Source organism: Streptomyces sp. NRRL WC-3618, from assembly GCF_001280005.1.
GTDB lineage: Bacteria > Actinomycetota > Actinomycetes > Streptomycetales > Streptomycetaceae > Streptomyces.
On record NZ_LGDW01000050.1, the window covers coordinates 1 to 20,393 of the forward strand.

19 protein-coding genes are annotated in these 20,393 nt (G+C 68.0%); 9 read left to right on the top strand and 10 right to left on the bottom strand.

Annotation, left to right across the window (positions count from 1 at the left end; all coding sequences use genetic code 11):
* Positions 1–259: 259 nt before the first annotated feature.
* Positions 260–1,381: a pyridoxal-phosphate dependent enzyme gene (locus tag ADL01_RS07255; protein WP_053741068.1), complete on the top strand. Its 1,122-nt coding sequence runs from the start codon at positions 260–262 to the stop codon at positions 1,379–1,381.
* 20 nt (positions 1,382–1,401) lie between these two features.
* Here ADL01_RS07255 and ADL01_RS07260 read toward each other — a convergent pair whose 3' ends face one another.
* The 4 genes from ADL01_RS07260 to ADL01_RS07275 form a co-directional block, all read right to left on the bottom strand.
* The gene (locus tag ADL01_RS07260; protein ID WP_053741069.1) at positions 1,402–2,244 is read right to left on the bottom strand and encodes an SDR family NAD(P)-dependent oxidoreductase; all 843 of its coding nucleotides are present in this window, start codon (positions 2,242–2,244) and stop codon (positions 1,402–1,404) included.
* Positions 2,245–2,416: 172 nt separating this feature from the next.
* A complete protein-coding gene (locus ADL01_RS07265) occupies positions 2,417–2,875 on the bottom strand; it encodes a hypothetical protein (RefSeq protein ID WP_053741070.1) in 459 nt (152 codons plus the stop codon).
* Positions 2,872–5,334: a molybdopterin oxidoreductase family protein gene (locus tag ADL01_RS07270; RefSeq protein WP_053741071.1), complete on the bottom strand. Its 2,463-nt coding sequence runs from the start codon at positions 5,332–5,334 to the stop codon at positions 2,872–2,874. The genes ADL01_RS07265 and ADL01_RS07270 overlap by 4 nt, the downstream gene beginning before the upstream one ends.
* A gap of 23 nt (positions 5,335–5,357) precedes the next feature.
* Complete coding sequence (locus ADL01_RS07275; RefSeq protein WP_053741072.1) at positions 5,358–5,609, bottom strand: DUF5133 domain-containing protein; 252 nt, start codon at positions 5,607–5,609, stop codon at positions 5,358–5,360.
* A gap of 348 nt (positions 5,610–5,957) precedes the next feature.
* Between ADL01_RS07275 and ADL01_RS07280 the strand changes: the two genes are divergently transcribed.
* Complete coding sequence (locus ADL01_RS07280; protein ID WP_053741073.1) at positions 5,958–6,830, top strand: SDR family oxidoreductase; 873 nt, start codon at positions 5,958–5,960, stop codon at positions 6,828–6,830.
* Between the two features lie 56 nt (positions 6,831–6,886).
* The gene (locus ADL01_RS07285) at positions 6,887–7,465 is read left to right on the top strand and encodes a hypothetical protein (protein WP_053741074.1); all 579 of its coding nucleotides are present in this window, start codon (positions 6,887–6,889) and stop codon (positions 7,463–7,465) included.
* A gap of 25 nt (positions 7,466–7,490) precedes the next feature.
* On the opposite strand, the gene ADL01_RS07290 is transcribed toward ADL01_RS07285, so the two are convergent.
* Positions 7,491–8,921, bottom strand: coding sequence for a hypothetical protein (locus tag ADL01_RS07290; RefSeq protein ID WP_053741075.1), 1,431 nt, complete (start codon positions 8,919–8,921; stop codon positions 7,491–7,493).
* A gap of 359 nt (positions 8,922–9,280) precedes the next feature.
* Entirely contained in the window at positions 9,281–10,720 is a 1,440-nt protein-coding gene (locus ADL01_RS07295) for an ATP-binding protein (RefSeq protein WP_053741076.1), read from the bottom strand.
* A 427-nt stretch (positions 10,721–11,147) separates the two neighbouring features.
* Between ADL01_RS07295 and ADL01_RS44545 the strand changes: the two genes are divergently transcribed.
* Both ADL01_RS44545 and ADL01_RS07305 read left to right on the top strand, forming a co-directional pair.
* Entirely contained in the window at positions 11,148–11,723 is a 576-nt protein-coding gene (locus ADL01_RS44545) for a hypothetical protein (protein WP_159049471.1), read from the top strand.
* 40 nt (positions 11,724–11,763) lie between these two features.
* The gene (locus tag ADL01_RS07305) at positions 11,764–12,624 is read left to right on the top strand and encodes a TIR domain-containing protein (RefSeq protein ID WP_234354535.1); all 861 of its coding nucleotides are present in this window, start codon (positions 11,764–11,766) and stop codon (positions 12,622–12,624) included.
* Positions 12,625–12,626: 2 nt separating this feature from the next.
* Here ADL01_RS07305 and ADL01_RS07310 read toward each other — a convergent pair whose 3' ends face one another.
* Both ADL01_RS07310 and ychF read right to left on the bottom strand, forming a co-directional pair.
* Positions 12,627–13,505, bottom strand: coding sequence for a hypothetical protein (locus ADL01_RS07310; RefSeq protein ID WP_063783475.1), 879 nt, complete (start codon positions 13,503–13,505; stop codon positions 12,627–12,629).
* Between the two features lie 626 nt (positions 13,506–14,131).
* Positions 14,132–15,220, bottom strand: a complete 1,089-nt coding sequence (ychF, locus tag ADL01_RS07315) for a redox-regulated ATPase YchF (protein WP_053741080.1) — start codon at positions 15,218–15,220, stop codon at positions 14,132–14,134.
* A gap of 390 nt (positions 15,221–15,610) precedes the next feature.
* On the opposite strand from ychF, the gene ADL01_RS07320 reads away from it, so the two are divergent.
* Positions 15,611–16,000 carry a DUF6542 domain-containing protein gene (locus ADL01_RS07320; protein ID WP_053741086.1) on the top strand — a complete coding sequence of 130 codons (390 nt, stop codon included), beginning with the start codon at positions 15,611–15,613 and terminating at the stop codon, positions 15,998–16,000.
* Positions 16,001–16,043: 43 nt separating this feature from the next.
* On the opposite strand, the gene ppgK is transcribed toward ADL01_RS07320, so the two are convergent.
* Entirely contained in the window at positions 16,044–16,790 is a 747-nt protein-coding gene (gene ppgK, locus ADL01_RS07325; RefSeq protein WP_053741081.1) for a polyphosphate--glucose phosphotransferase, read from the bottom strand.
* A gap of 29 nt (positions 16,791–16,819) precedes the next feature.
* The gene (locus ADL01_RS07330; RefSeq protein ID WP_053741082.1) at positions 16,820–17,848 is read right to left on the bottom strand and encodes a 4-hydroxy-3-methylbut-2-enyl diphosphate reductase; all 1,029 of its coding nucleotides are present in this window, start codon (positions 17,846–17,848) and stop codon (positions 16,820–16,822) included.
* 213 nt (positions 17,849–18,061) lie between these two features.
* Between ADL01_RS07330 and xseA the strand changes: the two genes are divergently transcribed.
* From xseA to ADL01_RS07345, 3 genes are all read left to right on the top strand, one after another.
* Positions 18,062–19,270 (top strand): exodeoxyribonuclease VII large subunit, encoded by a 1,209-nt coding sequence (xseA, locus tag ADL01_RS07335; RefSeq protein WP_053741083.1) that lies wholly within the window; start codon positions 18,062–18,064, stop codon positions 19,268–19,270.
* A gap of 9 nt (positions 19,271–19,279) precedes the next feature.
* Positions 19,280–19,522 carry an exodeoxyribonuclease VII small subunit gene (locus ADL01_RS07340; RefSeq protein WP_053741084.1) on the top strand — a complete coding sequence of 81 codons (243 nt, stop codon included), beginning with the start codon at positions 19,280–19,282 and terminating at the stop codon, positions 19,520–19,522.
* A 132-nt stretch (positions 19,523–19,654) separates the two neighbouring features.
* Entirely contained in the window at positions 19,655–20,245 is a 591-nt protein-coding gene (locus tag ADL01_RS07345; protein WP_053741085.1) for a malonic semialdehyde reductase, read from the top strand.
* Positions 20,246–20,393 lie beyond the last annotated feature (148 nt).

Below are 20,393 nucleotides of genomic sequence, written 5' to 3' on the forward strand. Positions count from 1 at the left end.
CCCCTACCCGTCCCATCCCTGGGGCTACCGCCCCCGGCCCCCCGCGATCGGCCCCGAAGGGGCCTCGTCCTCAAACGCCGGACGGGCTGAGGGACCTGGGCCGGGGCTGGATAGAGACGGCGCACGGGCGGGTGGGCCGGAAACACGACCCGGGCTGGAGGAGCCTCGTCGTCAAACGCCGGGTGGTGCGGATGCCTCGGGCGAGACACCGGCACCCTCCCTCGGCGCGGGAAAACCCGCCCGCACCTACCCTGCGTACATGACCCCTCTGCCGGACTGTTACTGCCCCGCGGACGGCACCCGCGTCCCCGCCGGCACCCTCGCCTGGTGCTGCCCCCTCTGTCGAGGCCCCCTGGACCTCGACTTCGCACCGACCCCGGCCCCCCTCAAGTCCCTCACCGGCAGGGTCAACTCCCTCTGGCGCTACGCGGAAACGCTTCCCCTCGCCTCCCCCACGACCACCCTCGGAGAGGGCCGCACCCCCTTCGTCGAACTCCGTGACGGCATCTCGGCCAAGCTCGACTTCCTGATGCCGACCCTCTCCTTCAAGGACCGGGGCGCGGTCCTCCTGGCGGAGCTCGCTCTGCGGCTGGCCCCGGAACAGGTGATCGCCGACAGCAGCGGCAACGCGGGGACGGCGATCGCCGCGTACTGTGCCCGCGCCCGGCTGCCCTGCACGGTGTACGTCCCCGAGGGCACCTCCGTGAAGAAGCTGGAGCAGATCCAGGCCCACGGCGCCCACGTGAACCTGGTCGAGGGGGACCGGGCGGCCACCGCGGCGGCGGCCCGCGAGGCGGCGGACGCCCCGGGCACCTTCTACGCCTCCCATGTCCACAACCCGTACTTCCTGCATGGCACGAAGACGTACGTGCACGAGCTGTGGGAGGACATGGGCGGCCTTCTCCCGGACGTCATCGTCGTCCCGGTCGGCAACGGCACCCTGCTGCTGGGCGCCGCACTCGCCGTGGCCGAACTGCACTCGGCGGGCCTCATCGACCGGCGCCCCGCTCTGTACGCCGTACAGGCCGCCACGGTCGCCCCGCTGGCGCACGCCTGGGCGGAGGGCGCCGCCGACCTCACGAGGACGACTCCGCCCCCGGCGACGCCCACCCTCGCGGAGGGCATCGCGATCCCCGACCCGCCCCGGGCCCGCCAGATCCTGCGCGCGGTACGGGAGTCCGGCGGGACGTTTCTCACGGTGACGGAGGATCAGCTCCGACACGCGCAGCTGGACTTGGCGTCCCAGGGGCTGTACGTGGAGTCGACCGGAGTGGCCTGCTGGGCGGCCGTACGCGAGGGGGCGCTCGGGGCGCGCACGGCGGTGGTGCCGTTGTGCGGAGCGGGACTCAAGACGGGCCTGGCGCCGGCCTCACCGGCCTGAGACTCCGCTCCGCCGAAGCGTCACGCGTCGTCGAATCCCGTCGCCCTCGCGCGCTTCTCCCAGCCGGCGACGTCACCCCGTACCTGATCGAGATGGCCTAGTACGCCGGTGACCGCGTCGTCGCCGAGGGGCAGGCGCAGCGGGGTGTGCCCGGCGTCGGCGTCCAGGGCGGCGAGGATCAGGGCCGCGGCCTTCGCCGGGTCGCCGGCCTGGGAGCCGTCGCCCTCCGCGATCATCCGGCGCGTCTCGCCGACCGTACGGGTGTAGACGCCGAGGTCCCGGCTGTGGCCCGCCCGGCCGCCGTCGAACAACTCGGTCCTGAAGGCTCCCGGTTCGACGATCAGCACCTTGATCCCGAACTGCCGGACCTCCGCCGCGAGCGCCTCGGACATCCCCTCCAACGCGAACTTGGTCGCGCTGTACGCCCCGAAGCCCGGGGCGGAGAGCTGTCCGCCCACGCTGCTCATCTGCACGATCGCGCCCGAGCCCCGTTGCCGCATGTGCGGCAGCACGGCGCGTACGAGGGCGGCGGGCCCGAACACATGCAGATCGAACAGGGCACGGAGCTCGGCGTCGGTGGTCTCCTCGACCGCGCCCACATGGGTACGTCCCGCGTTATTGACGAGCACATCGATCCGCCCGTGCCACGCGAGGACATCCTGTACGGCGGTGTCCACCGCGGCCAGGTCGGTGACGTCCATGCGCAGCGCCTGGACCTGTTTGGGATGGGCGGCCACGAAGCCGTCCAACGCCCCCGTACGCCGTGCGGCACCGATGACCACGTCACCGGCGGCGACCGCCGCCTCGGCGACGGCCCGTCCGAAACCGCTGCTCGCGCCGGTGATGAACCAGACCCTGCTCATGAGTCAGCCCTCCCGTAGACCATGTAGACCACTGTCCGCTTACGCGCCAACCCGATCAGTTGCTCTGTCGTTCGGGCAGCAGCCTAGACGGGCAGCGGCTTCCGCAGGTGGCACACGCTTCCGCAGGGCCGAAACGGAACCACGACGTACCCGACGGAGTGGGCCCGACTCGTCACACGCTGGAAAGGATCTGCGGGGACAGGGTCTTGATCATGGTGTTGGTCCAGCGCATCTGCCGCAGGGTCCGGGGATGGCACGCCGAGGCCAGGGTGAGCAGTTCGTCGTCGTCGGTGGCCTGGGCCACCTGGGCGAGCATCTCCCAGAGCAGGGAGTTCTCCGTGGCGGCCAGGTGCAGTTCCCGCAGGTCGCGCAGGAGCAGCAGTCCCGGCTCGGGGCGGCGCTCCGTCAGCCGAGCGGGCGGGTCGTCGGGGCCCGGGGCGAGGTCGGCGTCGCGTTCCCGGGCGGTTTCCGCCAGGCGCTCCGCGTGTTCCCGGGACCATCGGGCTAGGTCGGTGGCGACGTGGTGGACCTCGTGCTCCTCGCGGTGGCGTTCGGCCATCGTCGTCAGGCGGTCGGCGAGGTGCTCCTCGCCCTGGTGAAGAGCGCGCAGGGTGAGGCCGACGCCGTTCATTCGGTCGCCTCCGTGACAAGGGCCTCCCGGCCGCCCGTGGTGGCCGGAACGGAGTCGGTGCGGGCGGGGGCCGACGCGGTGGTGGTCGGGGCGGGGGCGCGGTGGCCGTCCGCGCGTGCGGCGAGGTGGAGGGCGGCGGCGCCCGTCTTGAACAGAGGCTGCTTGGAGACCGGGTCCCAGTCGGTGATGGTCGCCTCGTTCGCCGCCCGCCCGGGTGTGGCATCGTCGGGGCCGCTTCCGGCCCTGGTGTCCCAGTAGCCGTAGTGGAAGGGGAGGAACAGCAGACCGGCGCGGATGTCGGTGACGCGCAGTCGCGCGCGTACGGAGCCGCGCGGGGTGGTGACGTCGACCAGGTCGCCTTCGTGCAGGCCGAGCCCGGCCGCGTCGGTCACGGATGCCTCGACCCACACATCGGGGGCGGCGGCGTTGAGCTGGGGCGTGCGCCCGGTCTTCGTACGGGTGTGGAAGTGGTAGAGGGTACGGCCTGTGACCAGCTGGAACGGGTACTCGTCGGCGGGCTCCTCGTGCGGCGGCAGGTATGCGGCGGCCTTGAGCACGGCCCGGCCTTCGGGGTTGAGGGCGCGGTAGTCGACGGCTTCGTCCGAGGCTCCGGTGGCCAGGTCCTTGCCGTACGACTCGCAGAGGTCGGGGTGGGCCCAGTCGACTCCGTCGGTGTAGAGGCGTGGGGTGCCGTCGGGGGCCTGCTCGTCGCAGGGCCACTGGATGCCGCTTCCGCCGCGCAGCTTGTCGTAGGTCAGCCCGGTGTAGTCGCAGGGGCGCCCGGCGCTGCACCGTTTCCACGCCTCGAAGGCGGACTCCGGGTCGTGCCAGGTGATGAGGGGGCCGTCGTCCTTGTCGCGGAAGTCCATCCGGGTCGCGTAGTCGAGGAGGATGTCCAGGTCGGGCCTGGCTTCGCCGGGTGGGTCCACCGCCTTGTCGGACAGGTGGACCGTGCGGTCGGCGTTGGTGAACGTCCCCGTCTTCTCGCCCCAGGTGGCGGCGGGCAGGACCACGTCGGCGAGCTGGGCGGTCTCGGTGCGGAACAGGTCCTGGACGACGACGAAGAGCCGCTCCTGTTCGAGGATCGACCGGATGCGGGACAGCTCCGGCAGGGACACCGCCGGGTTGGTGCCGCTGATCCAGAGCATGCGGATCGAGCCCTGCTCGGCGTAGCGGAACATCTGCATCGCGTGAGTGGGGGGCGCGTAGTGCGGGATGGTTTTCGGGTCCACGTTCCACACCCGGGCCAGGTCGGTGACGTGGTCGTCGTTCTGCCAGTTCCGGAATCCGGGCAGGTCTCCGTTCGCACCGCACTCACGGGTGTTCTGGGCGGTGGGCTGCCCGTTCATCTGCAGCACGCCGGCGCCCGGCCGTCCGAGCATGCCGCGGATCAGGTGCAGGTTGTTGATCTGTACGGCCGCGGCCGTGGCCTGGTGCGACTGGTAGACGCCTTGCAGCACCGTCGACAGGAGCCGGTCGGCGCTGCCGAGGAGCTCCGCGGCCTCTGTGATCCGGGCGGCGGGCAGGTCGCAGATCCCGGCAGCCCACGCGGGGGTGCACTTCTGCACCTGGGAGGCCAGTTCCTCGTAGCCGACCGTGTGCGCCTCGATGTAGTCGTGGTCGACGCGGTCCGTACGGATGATCTCGTGCAGGAGGGCGTTGAGCAGGGCCACGTTCGTGCCACCGCGCGGCGCGAGGTGCACGGTCGCCCGCCGGGCCACCGGCGTGGGGCGCGGGTCGACGCACAGCAGACGCAAGTCGGTCGAGTCGCCGCCCTCCAGCCTGTCCAGGACGCGCATCCACTGCACGGGCTGCGTCTCGGCGATGTTGTGCCCGAACAGCGCGATCACGTCGGCGTCGTCGATGTCGTCGAAGCTGCCCGGCTGTCCGTCACAGCCGAAGGACTCCTTCAGCGCCTCGGCGGCGGTGGCCGTGCACAGCCGGGTGTTGCCGTCGAGGTGGTTGGTGCCGATCCCGGCCCGGGCCAGCACCGCGAGCGTGTAGTACTCCTCCAGGAACAGCTGCCCGCTGGTGTAGAACCCGATGGATCCCGGGCCCCGTTCCCGCAGCAGATCCCGCGAGCGGGTGACGATCCGCTCCATCGCGGTGTCCCAGTCGCATTCCACGAGCCGTCCGTCCTGGCGGATGAGGGGCCTGGTCAGACGGTCCGGGGAGGCGTTGGCCTGCCAGGCGAAGAGGTCCTTGGGTCCCAGCCGGCCGCGGTTGACGCGGTCCTGCGCACGGCCTCGGACGCCCACCATCCTTCCGTCGACCACCGCGATGTCCATCGCGTCGCCGTCGGAGTGGAGGAGCGAGGCGGTCTGCACCCACCGCTGCACGAGCCCCGGATCGACGCCCGCCTCAAGGTACGTGTCCACACGCACGGGCCACGGCTCGTGCCTGCCGTACGGGGTACGGCTGCCCCAGGGCCGCGCGATCCGGTCGACTGAAACGTCCATGTCCGCTGTCCCTCGCGGCGCCGTCAGAGGTCGGCTTTGACGGGGCCGGCCTTGACGGCGTCGGCGTCGGTCTTCGATCCGGCGCCCAGGACCCGGTGGCGGGCGGCTGTCAGCGCGGAGGTGATGTCTCTGGTGCCGGTGGCGACGCACAGGGTGTAGGAGACGTCGTTCAGGCGCTGGAGTGTCTGGGCGTTGTTCTGCTCGTCGTGGCGGGCGCGCAGGATCTCGTACCGCTCGAGCAGGTCGGCGAGGACGGCGGGGTGGGCCATCAGCATGAGAGCTCTCCCTTGAGGAAACCTGAGGAAATCCGAAGAAACGGAGGTTGCGGCGGGAGAGCTCCGGGCGGCACGCACCCGATGTCGGCCGGTCGCCGGCCTCCCGCTGCGGGCCTGTGATCCCAAGCACCTGCGCACCAGGTGCCCCTCTCTCCCCGCCTCAAACGGGCCCTCGCCCCACCATGCGCTCTCACCACGCACACGCGTACGAACCCTGTCGCCCTGTCGGGAACCCGGTGACGAACGGTCCGTGTGGATCACGCCGTCGGGGGCACTCCGGGGAGTGGCCCGCCCCCTCGGAAGGGGGTGCCCGCCCTCCCGTCCGCCCACGACCGAGGAGCAGTTCCCGTGCCCGAGAACCCCACCGACAAGCATCCCCGCCCCGACTTCCCGCAGCAGGACCAGCAGCACCCCGGCTGGACCGGCCCGATGGACCCGCCACCGGACCACGGCGAGGACTCCTACGAAGGCAGCGGCCTCCTGCGCGACCGTAAGGCGGTGGTGACCGGCGGCGACTCCGGTATCGGCCGCGCCGTGGCCCTCGCCTACGCCCGCGAGGGCGCCGACGTCCTGTTCACCCACCTGCCGGAGGAGGACCAGGAGGCCGCCGAGACCACACGCCTCATCGAGGAGGCGGGCCGCAAGGCCGTCGCAGTGGTCTGCGACATCCGCGAGGAGGAGCAGTGCCGCCGGCTGGTGGAGCATGCCGTCGACGAGTTCGGCCGGATCGACATCCTCGTCAACAACGCTGCCTACCAGATGTCCCAGCCGGACGGCATCGAAGCGATCTCCACGGAGCAATTCGACCGTGTGGTGCGCACGAACCTGTACGGCATGTTCTGGCTCTGCAAGCTGGCCCTGCCGCACATCCCGGCCGGGGGTTCCGTCATCAACACCACGTCCGTGCAGGCGTACAAGCCGAGTCCGCATCTGCTCGACTACGCGATGACGAAGGGTGCCATCGTGACCTTCACGCAGGGCCTCGCGCAGATGGTGGCCGCCGACGGCGTGCGCGTCAACGCCGTGGCACCCGGCCCCGTATGGACACCCCTGATCCCGGCGACGCTCCCGGACACGGCCGAGTTCGGCAAACAGTCACCCCTCGGGCGGCCCGCCCAACCGGCGGAGATCGCACCGGCGTTCGTCTTCCTCGCCTCGCCGCAGGCGAGTTTCGTCACCGCGGAGATCCTGAACGCGACGGGCGGCACTCCTCTCCCGTGAGGCCCCGCCTGGTCTCCGGGCCTCCCGGGGTACTCGGAGCCCATCTGTCCGAATAGATGGATATCCCGAAAGGAAGTGGTCTCGTGCACGACCGCCGCCCGAACCAAACCGACGCCGACCTGCTCGGCATCTACCTCAACGACCATCTCGCCGGTGCCACCCTCGGTACGGACCGGGCCCGGTCCCTCGCCGAGTCCGAGGCCGAGCGGGATCCGGCGCTCTCCGACGCCGTGGGGCCGATCGCCGACGAGATCGCCGAGGACCGCGCCGACCTGCTGCACATCATGCGGTCGCTCGACGTCCCCGTACGCCACTACAAGATCGTCGCGGGCCGGCTGGCCGAGCGAGTGGGCCGCCTCAAGGCCAACGGCCGGGTCGTACGCCGGTCTCCGCTCGCTCCCATGCTGGAGCTGGAGCTGCTGCGGCTGGGCGTGGAGGGAAAGGCCGCCGCCTGGCGGACGCTGCGCCGGCTGGCCGACGCCGACGACCGCCTCGACCCCGGACGCCTCGACAGCCTCCTCGAACGCGCCGAACGGCAACTGGAAACGCTGGAAGCCCTGCGCCTGCGCCAGGTCGCCGAGACCTTCCAGCCCTGGAGCGAGGCCATGGCCGCGTCCCAGGGGTCGCGCGTCTGAGGGCCCGCCCTGTCGAGGGTCCTCGTCAGTGCCGGGCCGGGTGTGCCGGGGTGTCGCGGCCGACCGACAGGTTCGCCGGGCGGTACGGGACGTACGCCGCCCCGCCCAGGCCGAGCGCGGTCGCGGACTTCTGGAGCGCGGCCGACGTCGCCACGTCGTCCCAGCGGCCGGTGTCGACGCGGTGTTCGAGGGCGTGCAGGGCGGCCACCGTCTCGGCGGTCGTGAAGGCGCAGTGGCCCTGCCGCTCGACGTAGGCCTGCCGCAGCAACGCGCCGTCTCCCGAGGCGCGCACGCGCGCGGCGAAGCGGTTCTCCTGCTCCACCGGGACGAGGTTGTCGGCGGTGGTGTGCATGTTGAGCAGGGGCACCTCGAGCCCCTGGCCCGCCGACGAAGTCCGGCGCGCTGTGCGGACGGCGGCGGGATCGGCGGTGACCGTGGCGCCCGCGGTGAGGGTGCGCAGGTCGGCGCGCAGGTCGAGGCCGGCCGCCCGGTAGAGGGCACGCACCTGGGGCGCGTGCGGGGAGGCGGCGAGCAGGTCGGCGTAGTCGACGCCCCGGTTCCAGGAGTTGTTGCCGCCGACGGACTGCTCGATGGCGTACCGGCCGCCCTCGACGAACGTCAGGATGCCCTGCGCGAACCACGCGTACTGCTGCTCCTGCTGGCCTGCCCAGTCGGTCGGGGCGGGCCGGTCCTTTCCGGGCGCCCAGGCGGGCAGGTTGAGGAAGGCGGCGGCCAGTGCGATCCGGGCGCGGCCCTGGGGGGTGGCCTGGGCGGCGGTGACCGCCTTGGTGAGCAGGTCGGCGGTGGCGGCGGCCTCGGCGGCCGTGCCGAACCGTACGAGTTTCACGTCCTGTGCGGGCAGCAGCAGCCGGGCGAGCGTGTACTCGGCGTCCAACTGGTAGTTCTCCAGGTCGGTGGCCCCCGCGACCAGCCCGCACTGACCGAGCGCGCCGTCGATGCGCCCGCCGCCGTCCCGGGCCAGCTGCGCGTTGACGAGGCCGCCCATCGAACTGCCGACGGCCAGCGTGCGCGTCGGCTTGCCGATCTTCGCGGCGACGGCGTCGATGGTGGCGAACTGGTCGCGTTCGGCGCTGTTCAGGGCCCACATCGACCCGTTCGGGTCGTACGACGATCCGGCCATCGCATACCCCTTGGCGAGCAACGCGGTACGTACGGCCTCACTGGGAGCGTTGCTCGCGACCAGGGCACCGAAGCCGTGACTGAACACCAGAAGGGTGCCGTTCCAGTGGTCGGGCACGTCGGCGATCCAGACGGCCCCGTCGGAGAGGGTGCCGGTGAGGTGCCCGGCGACGACTGCGGCTTCGGGCTGGTCGGCGGCGGAGGGGAGGCCGGTGAGCGCCACGGAGGTCAGCGCGGCCACGACGGCCAGGGCGACGCGGGAGCGGGTGCGGATTCGGGGCGTGTGATGGGCACGACGACGGGTGTCTGCGGGCATGGAGCGGCTCCTGGTGGGGGGCGGGTTACGGCGCGGGGCCGAACAGGCGCTCAGTGCATTGAACGAAGACGTGGAGGAATGTAGGGCCCATTTATTACGGCCGTCAAGATAATGCACAACTCTGCTGGTGCGAGGGGTTGGGCAGATGCGCGAACGCCGCCGAGGGGGCCCGCAGGTCAGCCGCTCAGCGCGCAGAGCGCGCCCGGCCTGCGGCGCGCCTCCCGCGGTTTCCTCCGGCGATGGCCCCGACACGCAGAAGAACTCAACCGGGTCTGACTGGCCGCGCCGACCAGCGCCGACGCCGGTCACCACGCTCGGACTGCTTACGGTCTTACCGCCGGCCGCGACATGTTCCGCGACTATCGAGGCTGCCACGCCCGTACGAGGTCTTCCGGCCCCCAGCGAGCATGGAGGGGCAGATCATCGGCCACCCCGCAGCGGGAAACGGCCACCAGAGGAGTGGCCGGGGTGGTGCCGGGGACGGCGAGCATGTCCCGTACCAAGGCGTCGTACTCATGGAGCCCGAAGGGCTGGTTCTCCAGCCACTTGACCGACCCGACGAAGTGCACCTGCCGAGCTACCGGCTCACGGTCCGCACCAATGAGGTCGATCTCGGGGTTGTTCTGACGGTTCCACCAACCGCCGACGGCCTCGGTGTCTGGCCACTCGTCGTTCGGCATCAGACGCAGCAATGCCTCGCGAATCAGCGGCTCGACCGCCCGTCCGCGCCAAGTGGCCCAGGACCGCTCGATGCGTTCCAGCGCCAGGTCGCCGCGACCACGCTCGATGAGGGGGATCGCACGTGCCAGGAAGGCCAGCCAGAACCGCAGATACGGGTCGGCAATGCGGTAACGCTTGTTCTTGCTGTCCGGCTTGACGGACAAAGGGAGATCGGCGGCCAGAACTCGCTTGGTCTGCAACGTGCCCAACAGCGGGGAGAGCGTGCCCGACGGCAGTGCGCCGGTGCCACCCACCCGGGCTGCGATGGTGCTGAAAGTGCGCTCACCACTGCCGACCGCTTCCAGTACGGCCCGCGAGTGCGAAGCCTCGGGGAACTCGCCCAGCAGGGACAACTCGCCCGCCATCAGCAGGGGCGAGAGCGGGTTGGCGACCGACGCCCGCAAGAACGCCATGCGCCCCATTCCGGGCGTCCACGACTGCACGATCTCGGGGAATCCGCCGGTGATCAACTGAGCATCGACTGCTGCGGCGGCGTCGAGTTCAGTCATGGCCTGCACATCGGCCAGATTCAGAGGACGGACGGTCATTTTCGCCGCACGGCCGAAAAACGGGCGCCCGTACGACTGCAGTGCCTCCATCACCGAGGTATCACTGCCGACCAACAGCAGAAGCACGGGCTTGGAAGACAGGTGCCGGTCCCAGACAGTCTGGAGTGCGCCCTCGAATTCCTGATCCTGCTCGACCAGCCAGGGCACCTCGTCAATCACCGCGATGCTGGGAGAGTCGTCGGGTACCGCAAGCGCGAGCGAACGCAGGGCCTGGTTCCAGTCCTGCGGCTGAAGGCCGGCGAACAGTTCCCCCTTTGGCAACAGCGACTGCGCGAGGGTCGCGGCGAAATCGGCGCGTTCCGCCACAGGATTGCGCCCCCGGGTGGCCTGAAACACCACGTACGGCGCTCCCGAACGATCACAGAACTCCTGGACCAGCCGAGACTTCCCCACTCGGCGACGGCCCGTCATGATCACGGCCCGCCCACGGGTGGCGCCCCCACCATCGGCCACTGTCCGGTACTGCCCGGCCAACAGTTCAAGATCCCCGACCCGGCCCCGGAACTCCACGACATACTCCAGCGGAACGTAGATGAGTTCTTACGTAGATGGAATCTTACTTCAGTGGGTCCAGGTTCACGTACAGGGCACCCACAGCCGCCAGGCGGTCATCAGATCGCCAGGGCCGGACAGGATCGAGCTCCGGACAGTCGACTCCGCCGCGCAGGGCCGGGGTGGGCAGCGCGGCTGATCGCTGCTCACTCTGCCGCGATACATCAAGAATCCAAGGCCGACCGGTGCAACCGACGACAACTATTTGCGGCATGTGCATCCGTCATCGCGAAGGATGGAATCAGCACAGTAATAGTCGGAAGATAATATTAGCCAATTCCTGACGGCTGTTTCTCCAAATACCGAAACGGCACTGTTCGCAAGGTGGCGGGATCCTCCTGCGTCATGCTTCACTACCATACGAAGCAGCGTCATGGAGACTCCGATGATCGCATCAATGGTAACTGCCTGCGCCAGCATCCTTATTGCCGTCATGGCCTACTGGCTGAACCATCGAGCAGAGACTCGAAGGTCTCAAAGGGAAGCGCGAATCGACCGGGTGAGCAGTCAGTTAAAAGACCTCTACGGGCCCCTTCTCGTTCTCACAGAGACAAACGAGAGAGCGTGGGCCGAATATTACAGACACTACATTCGACCCATTGGTGCAGGCCGGGCCGATATTCAGCTGCCGGAGTCAGAAGAAGCACGTTGGCGCACGTGGGTAGAAACAGTGTTCGCCCCGACGGCCCAGAAAATACGGGATATTATCACCGCCCGGGGAGACCTGATCATCGGGAGAGAAATGCCGCCCGTGGTCCTGGAATTCTGCGCACACGCAGCGACCTACGACGTCCTTCTGGCGAACTGGGACGGAGCCGGCCCGAGTAAATCCACCCTGATTCGCCATCCGGGAAACCAGTTTCTGTCCTACGTCCGAGAGTCATACGGATCACTCAAGGAGGAACAGACACTACTCCTCAAGGTGGCGCGTGAGGACGATCGGGTCGGATTCCATCAATAAGCATAACGATTGAAATTGGGAACCCGCCATAAAATTATTCCTGAGCTGGTCCGGAGCGCGCTCCAAGAAGGCCGCTGAGACCCTACGGTCCTGGTTACCGGACGTTCTCCAATACATCAACCCCTGGCTTTCCAGCCTGGACATTTCTGCCGGAAGGAGAGGGGTTCGAGAGATTACCGACGAGCTTTCCGAGACAAATTTCGGCATCATCTGCGTAACCCCGGAGAACCAAGCTTCACCTTGGATAAATTTCGAAGCCGGGGCCCTTTCCAAACAAGTCGAGGGCAGCTACGTCGTCCCGTTCCTGATTGGCATGAAAACCACCGACCTCATCAGCCCTCTCAGTCAGTTCCAGGCCGTCATCGGGGAAAACAAAGACGACGTACAGAAACTTCTTGTCGACATCAATGAGGTCTCGGGCAACCTGACAATCCCGCGCGAAAGGCTGGAACGCGCCTTCCTGAGAAGTTGGCCGGAGTTCGATAACGACATCAGGAGCATCGGCGCAATTTCATCGAGAGATTACATTTCAAAGAAGGTGCAACGATCCGAAGCTGACATGACGGAGGAGATCCTCCTTATTTCTCGACAGCTCGATCACCGTATCGCGGAGATCGAAAGGTACACACTACGGGCGGATGGGACACCGCGGCGACCTTCTCGGGAGATTCGCCGGATCAGCGAAGAGAAGTTCATTGTATCCTCATTCACAAAGATCGGCTGGGAGGCTGTGCGATCCTCCTGGGAGGGGGAAAGCGTAGTCATTGCAGCTCGGAGTTCCAGTGGGACCTCGCAGTCGATTTCGCGCGATTTTGTCGTGCGGCTTGCCAAGTCCCTGAGTCGGGAGGTAGTTGTGCTGGGGGAAGCTGGGGAAGTGATTGTTCGCAGCAACTTCCTCTGAGACTACGCCTCCCTAAATTTATCGAATTTAACCTCGACCGGCATCGGCATCTTCTCTCTCTTCTTCAAGCGCCGAAGAACCAATTCGCCTTCCGGCTCAACCCAGGCATTCCATGCCTTGATGTAGATTGCTACCTGGTCTCGCATGCCCATCCTGCGCCTGGAACCCCGCTTCTGAGTGCCCTTCGGCACCTCTCGCAGAGCGAGCCGCGCATCGCCAGGATCCAAATTTGCGCCCGACTTGAGTCCCGAGATCCACTCGTCGATGTCTGCGGCAGGCGCCACTTCAGTGGTCAAAAAGAACCCCGCCGCAACCGCCGTCTGCGTCGCGAACAGGTGCTTGGAAAGATCACGACCGATGGTCACCGCCTCCTCGTATCTGTCTTTATCCCCGTTGTATGCGGCCAGGATCCGGTCGTTCGATACCTGAGACCGGGAACCGCTCCAAGGAGCGTTCGGAATCGCCTTGAAGAGAATCACATGCCGGATGGTGGAGGAAAGCAGTGGCAGGTACTTCGCGCCGGTCGACAGCAGCGTATCCGCTGCACTCCGACGCTTTCCGGTGTCGAGAACCGGGAAAACTTCCCTTGACATCCCTTCGAAAACGAGCATCTCTACAGGAGTGTTGGCCTCGATAATCGCGTGGAGGCGATGTTGGCCATCGAGAAGTGCGCCGACCTCGTCGAAGGCAATTCCCTGATGAGTCAGCTTCCATTCGCCACGACGGATGGCCTCGGCCAGGGACCTCACCTGCCCCATATCCAGGCGTCTGTTAACCGAAGCCTGGGACAGGTGAGTCTTGGCCATTTCGGGGGTCACCTTGACGATTCGTGAGACCAGTTTCCCTTCCGGCTCTTCTGGCTTCGTGATAGCAATAGTCATCCTTTTATCCTAAGGCCACCGAAACCCGAACTCTTATCTGTGATCGAAAATGATCAATTTTAGCCAGAGAGGTATTATCCAAACACCTTCGATGCTCTAATGGATCATTTCAGAATAAGTTGGACTGCAGGTTTTGTGCATGCACACCTTGGGCGGCAGTCCTGTCGACGACGCGTACGAAAGCATCTGACCAGGGAGGGTATGGCGTTGCCCGCTGGGCCGATACGCCAATGACGGGGCTTCATCTCTGCGAGCCGTTTACGGCTGTTCGTGGCCCGGTGGCGAAGAGCAGGGCGACGGCAGGCGACCCGTGGTCCACACGCACTTCATGGACTGCTCCTGCCAGCCCACCTGCAAGAAGGCCGGCCGAGTGAAGGGCACCGGACCCCACGGCCCTCCGGCACTACTACGCCAGCCTACTGATCAAGCACGGCGAGTCCGTGAAGCCGGTCTCCAAGCGCCTCGGCCACACCAAGGCGGCCATGACGCTGAACATCCACAGGTCGACGAAGCGGCGTGGCCGCTCCCCGCGTGCCGGACTCATCAGCACACTGCCGACTCTGTGCAGACGGCAAAGGCCGCCTAACCCGCTCCACTGCAGGTCAGACGGCCTTTCTCTGGACGTATTAGACGTTGAACCGGAACTCCACCACGTCCCCGTCCTGCATCACATACTCCTTGCCCTCCATGCGCGCCTTGCCCTTGGCGCGGGCCTCGGCGACTGAGCCCATTTCGACCAGGTCGTCGAAGGAGATGACCTCCGCCTTGATGAAGCCCTTCTGGAAGTCGGTGTGGATGACTCCGGCGGCCTCGGGGGCGGTGGCGCCCTTCTTGATGGTCCAGGCGCGGGATTCCTTCGGGCCGGCCGTCAGGTAGGTCTGCAGGCCCAGGGTGTCGAAGCCGACTCGGGCCAGCGTTGCCATGCCGGGCTCCTCGACGCCGACCGACTCCAGGAGCTCCATCGCTTCCTCCTCGTCGAGCTCGGCGAGGTCCGCCTCCAGCTTGGCGTTGAGGAAGATCGCCTCGGCGGGGGCGACCAGGGCGCGCTGCTCGTTCTTGAAGTCCTCGTCGGTCAGCTCGTCCTCGTCGACGTTGAAGACGTAGAGGAACGGCTTGGTGGTGAGGAGGTGCAGGTCGTGAAGGAGTTCCTCGTTGCCGGAGCCCTGGACGATGCCGGCGGAGAACAGGGTGTCGCCCTTCTCCAGGATCTCCTTCGCCGCCTCGACCGCCGCGACCTTCGGGCCGATGTCCTTCTTGATGCGCGACTCCCGCTGGAGGCGCGGCAGGACCTTCTCGATCGTCTGGAGGTCGGCGAGGATCAGCTCGGTGTTGATCGTCTCGATGTCGTCCTTCGGGGAGACCTTGCCGTCGACGTGTACGACGTTCTCGTCCTGGAAGGCACGGATGACCTGGCAGATCGCGTCGGACTCGCGGATGTTCGCCAGGAACTTGTTGCCCAGACCCTCGCCCTCCGAGGCGCCCTTCACGATGCCCGCGATGTCGACGAAGTCCACGGTCGCCGGAAGGATCTTCTGCGAGCCGAAGATCTCGGCCAGCTTCGTGAGGCGCGCGTCCGGGACGCCGACCACGCCGACGTTCGGCTCGATCGTGGCGAACGGGTAGTTGGCCGCCAGCACGTCGTTCTTGGTCAGGGCGTTGAACATGGTCGACTTGCCGACATTCGGCAGACCGACGATTCCGATCGTGAGCGACACGTTGCGACTTCCCGTACGAGAGGAGGGTGAGGAGGGTGGAGACGATCCCTCAGTCTACGGGCTGTCGTGGGGCCCGCCCGGCGCCGTATCGAACACGTGGCCACGGTCTGTTCGTCGGCTCGTCCGTGGCGTTGTCAGAGATCTTGTACGGGGTTTCCGCGGCCGCTGTCCGTCGGCGTGTCCTACGCGTTTTGTTCGGCGTGTCTGAGGGGCTGTTCCGTGCGGAGGCCCACCTAGGTTGGTCCAGTGGAGCAACCCAGGATCCGACACCGTCCCCCGCACTCCGGCCCGGCCCGGCCCGGACGCGGCTCCCCGCCGGCCCCCCGCGGTGGCCGTCCCGGCGCCACCGGCCGACGGTCCGCCCCACCTGTCGTGCAGGCCCTGCGGCGGATGCCGAACCCCCGGCTCACCGGTCTCGGCGGCGGTCTGTTCTGCGCCGCGGTGATGTTCGTGCTCGGCAGTCTCGACCAGTTGCTGTTCGGGGCGTCGCTGACGGCGTACGGAGTACTGTTCCTGCCGGTGTGCGTGCTGACCGCGGCCTGGGTGCGGGGCGCCGACCTGGTGATCGCGCCCGTCGTCGTACCCATCGCCTTCACCGTGGGCCTGCTGCCGGTGGCGGACGGCGACGGGTTCCTCTCCCGCCTGATGGGCATCGTCACCGCACTCGCCACCGAGGCCGGCTGGCTGTACGGGGGGACGCTCGTCGCGGGTGTCATCGCGGTCGTACGGAGGATCCGCCTGATGAACCGGCGGCCGGGACGGACCCGTATGCCCGTGTGAGGCATCGGGTCGTCCCTCCGGTTGCCCTGCTTGACGCCCCTCGTTACGCCTTCTCGGCCGCACGCATCGCCGCGCCCACGATCCCCGCGTTGTTCTGCAGCTGCGCCGGGACGATCTCCGCCCTGATCCCCTCGATCAGCGGCAGGAACTTGGCGGACTTGCGGCTGACGCCGCCGCCGATGATGAACAGTTCGGGCGAGAACAGCATCTCCACATGGGCCAGGTACTTCTGGACGCGCTGGGCCCAGTGCTCCCACGTCAGCTCGTGGTCCTCCTTGGCCTTGGTGGACGCCCTGGTCTCCGCGTCGTGGCCATGCAGTTCCAGATGGCCCAGTTCCGTGTTCGGGATCAGGACGCCCTCGGTGAAGAGGGCGCTGCCGATGCCCGTGCCGAAGGTGAGAAGGGCGACCGTGCCTTTGCGGTCGCGGCCCGCGCCGAACCGCATCTCGGCGACGCCCGCCGCGTCCGCGTCGTTCAGTACCGTCACCGGGAGGCCGCCCAGGCGGTCGCTCAGCAACGCGCGCGCGTCCGTGTCGATCCAGTTCTTGTCGACGTTCGCCGCCGTACGGATCGTCGAGCCGTCCGTGACCACGCCCGGGAAGGTGATCCCGACAGGGCCCGTCCAGCCGAAGTGGCCGACGACCTCCTTCACGCCGTCCGCCACCGCGTCGGGTGTGGCCGGGTGCGGGGTGAGCACCTTGAAGCGCTCCTCCGCGAGGTCACCCCTGTCCAGATCCACAGGGGCGCCCTTGATCCCCGACCCGCCGATGTCCACGCCAAAGATGTGCATGGCGCTACGCTACGACGTACGACTGACAGTCACTCACCCGAGGGGGTGGATGCGGGCGCCGTACCCGTGCGCTGGGCCACCAGCGCAGCCGCCTCCGCCCGCAGGTCGCGGCGCAGCTCCTTCGGCAGCGAGAAGGTGATCGACTCCTCGGCCGCCTTGACGAGCTCCACGTCCTCGAAGCCGCGCTGCGACAGCCACTCCAGGACCTGCTCGACCAGGATCTCGGGGACCGACGCGCCCGAGGTGACACCGACCGTCGACACGCCGTCCAGCCATGCCTCGTCGATCTCGTCGGCGAAGTCCACGAGGTACGCCTCGCGGGAGCCGGCGAGCTTCGCGACCTCGACCAGACGGACCGAGTTCGAGGAGTTCTTCGAGCCGACGACGATCACCAGCTCCGCCTCCTCGCCCATCTGCTTCACCGCGAGCTGACGGTTCTGGGTGGCGTAGCAGATGTCGTCGCTGGGCGGGGAGATCAGCTGCGGGAACTTCTCCTTGAGGGCGTCGACGGTCTCCATCGTCTCGTCCACGGAAAGGGTGGTCTGGGACAGCCAGACCACCCTCGACTCGTCGCGCACCTCGACCTTGGCGACGTCCTTCGGGCCGTCGACCAGCGTGATGTGGTCCGGGGCCTCGCCGGAGGTGCCGATGACCTCTTCGTGGCCCTCGTGACCGATCAGGAGGATGTCGTAGTCCTCGTTGGCGAAGCGGACGGCTTCCTTGTGGACCTTGGTGACGAGGGGGCAGGTCGCGTCGATGGTCGCGAGTTTGCCGGCGGCGGCCTCGTCGTGGACGACGGGGGCGACGCCGTGCGCGGAGAACATGACGATGGACCCCTCGGGGACCTCCGCGGTCCGCTCGACGAAGATCGCGCCCTTCTTTTCGAGGGTCTGTACGACGTATTTGTTGTGCACGATCTCGTGCCGGACGTAGATGGGGGCCCCGTACTGTTCGAGGGCTTTCTCGACGGCGATCACGGCGCGGTCCACGCCCGCGCAGTAGCCTCGGGGGGCGGCGAGCAGGACACGGCGGCCAGGCGAAGCGGTCATGTGAACCATCGTAAGGCCGCGCTCGGGGTGGCGATGATTGTGCGGTTTGCGCCCCCGCCGCCCTTACCCTTCCCATCCTGTTGCTGGAGGCTGCGCCCCCAGACCCCCGCTGTCGACCCTGAACGGGCCTTGTCCTCAAACGCCGGACGGGCTGGGGGTGGGCCGGGGATGCCGTCCGTGCAGGCGCCCTCTGCTGTCAGTCGGGGCCGTTAGGCTCGCTGTATGGGTCTCAATACGTCCGCTGACGCTCCGCTGCCTGTCGGTGAGGTGTCGCGGCTCATCGGGGGGTGGATCGAGCGGCTCGGTGCCGTGTGGGTCGAGGGGCAGATCACTCAGTTGTCGCGGCGGCCCGGCGCCGGTGTGGTGTTTCTGACGTTGCGTGACCCCTCACACGACATCTCCGTCGGCGTCACCTGTTATCGCCAGGTGTTCGACGCCGTCGCCGATGTGGTGAGCGAGGGGGCCCGCGTCGTCGTACTCGCGAAGCCCGAGTGGTACGCGCCTCGGGGGCAGTTGTCGTTGCGGGCCACCGAGATACGGCCCGTCGGGGTCGGGGAACTGCTCGTCCGGCTGGAGCAGTTGAAGAAGGCCCTCGGTAACGAGGGGCTGTTCGCCGCGGAGCGGAAGAAGGCGCTGCCCTTTCTGCCGCACCTCATCGGGCTCGTCTGCGGACGTGCCTCCGCCGCCGAGCGCGACGTTCTGGAGAACGCCCGGCGTCGCTGGCCGGCCGTCCGGTTCGAGGTGCGCAACGTCGCCGTGCAGGGCGTGCACGCCGTGTCGCAGGTCGTCCAGGCCGTGAAGGAGCTGGACGATCACGACGAGGTGGATGTGATCGTGGTGGCCCGGGGCGGCGGGAGCGTGGAGGATCTGCTGCCCTTCTCCGACGAGCAGCTCGTCCGGGCGGTCGCCGCCTGTCGTACGCCCGTCGTCTCCGCCATCGGGCACGAGCCCGACCAGCCGCTGCTCGACCACGTGGCGGATGTACGGGCCTCCACTCCCACCGACGCCGCCAAGAAGGTCGTACCGGACGTGGGGGAGGAGTACGAGCGGGTGCGGCTGCTGCTCGACCGGGCCCGGCGGTCCGTCCACTCCTTCGTCGAGCGGGAGGAACGCGGGCTCGCGCACGCCCTCGCGCGGCCCGTCATGGAGGATCCGCATCGGTTGATCGACGAGCGGGCCGACCATGTCGCCTCTCTCGCCGATCGGGCGCGGCGCACCCTGGGCCATCTTCTCGACCGCGCCGACTCCGAGCTGTCCCACACCCACGCGCGCGTGGTGGGCCTCTCCCCCGCCGCGACCCTGCGGCGCGGGTACGCGGTGCTGCAGCAGGCCGACGGGCAGGTGGTCCGGGATCCGGGCGAGGTCGCGGCCGGTGAGGCGTTGCGGGCGCGGGTCGCCGAGGGTGAGTTCACTGTACGAGTCGATGTCTAGGGTGGGCGCATGACCAGCAACGTGAGTGAGGCACTCGGCTATGAGCAGGCGCGGGACGAGCTGATCGAGGTCGTACGGCGACTGGAGGTCGGCGGTACGACGCTCGAGGAGTCCCTCGCGCTCTGGGAGCGCGGCGAGGAGCTCGCCAAGGTGTGCCGGCAGTGGCTGGAGGGGGCGCGCAAGCGACTCGACGCGGCCCTGGCCGGGGAGCGGTCCGAAGAGACGGAAGCGGGAGCGGAGGCGGGAACGTAGTTCACTTGCGTGAGGCTGTGTGAAGCGGATCACCCTCCCCCGATTTTCGTTGAAATTTGAACTTCATCTTTGTACTGTCGACGCAGTCAGCCGATCCCGACGGATCCGGCGTACGTCTACAGAAGGTTTGTCATGTCTCTCGTTCTCGACCCCGCCGCCCAGGACCTGCTGTTCCGCGAGGCCCGCACCGCGAACACCTTCACCGACGAGCCGGTCTCGGACGAGCAGGTCCAGGCGATCTACGACCTGGTCAAGTACGGCCCCACCGCGTTCAACCAGACCCCGCTGCGCATCACGCTGGTCCGCTCCGCCGAGGCCCGTGAGCGCCTCGTGAAGCACATGGCCGAGGGCAACCAGGCGAAGACCGCCGCCGCGCCGCTGGTCGCGATCCTCTCCGCCGACAACGAGTTCCACGAGGAGCTGCCGGCCCTCCTCCCGGCCTTCCCCCAGGCCAAGGACCTCTTCTTCGCCGAGCGTCCCGCCCGTGAGGGTTCCGCCGCGCTGAACGCCGCTCTGCAGGCCGCGTACTTCATCATCGGCGTGCGTGCCGCCGGCCTCGCCGCCGGCCCGATGTCCGGTCTCGACTTCGCCGGCGTCCAGAAGGAGTTCCTGGACGGCGACCACACCCCGCTGATGGTCATCAACATCGGCAAGCCCGGCGCCGACGCCTGGTACCCGCGCTCCCCGCGCCTCGCCTACGACGACGTCGTCACCACCGTCTGAGATACGGCAGTACGTACGACTGCAGCAGATGAGGCCCCCGGCGCCAAAACGACACTGTTGGCGAATCCAGCCCGTTGATCTCCGTTCCGGCCCGCCGAGTCCTACTCGGCGGGCCGGAGGGATGCCAGGTGTGATGTGCGAGTGCGGG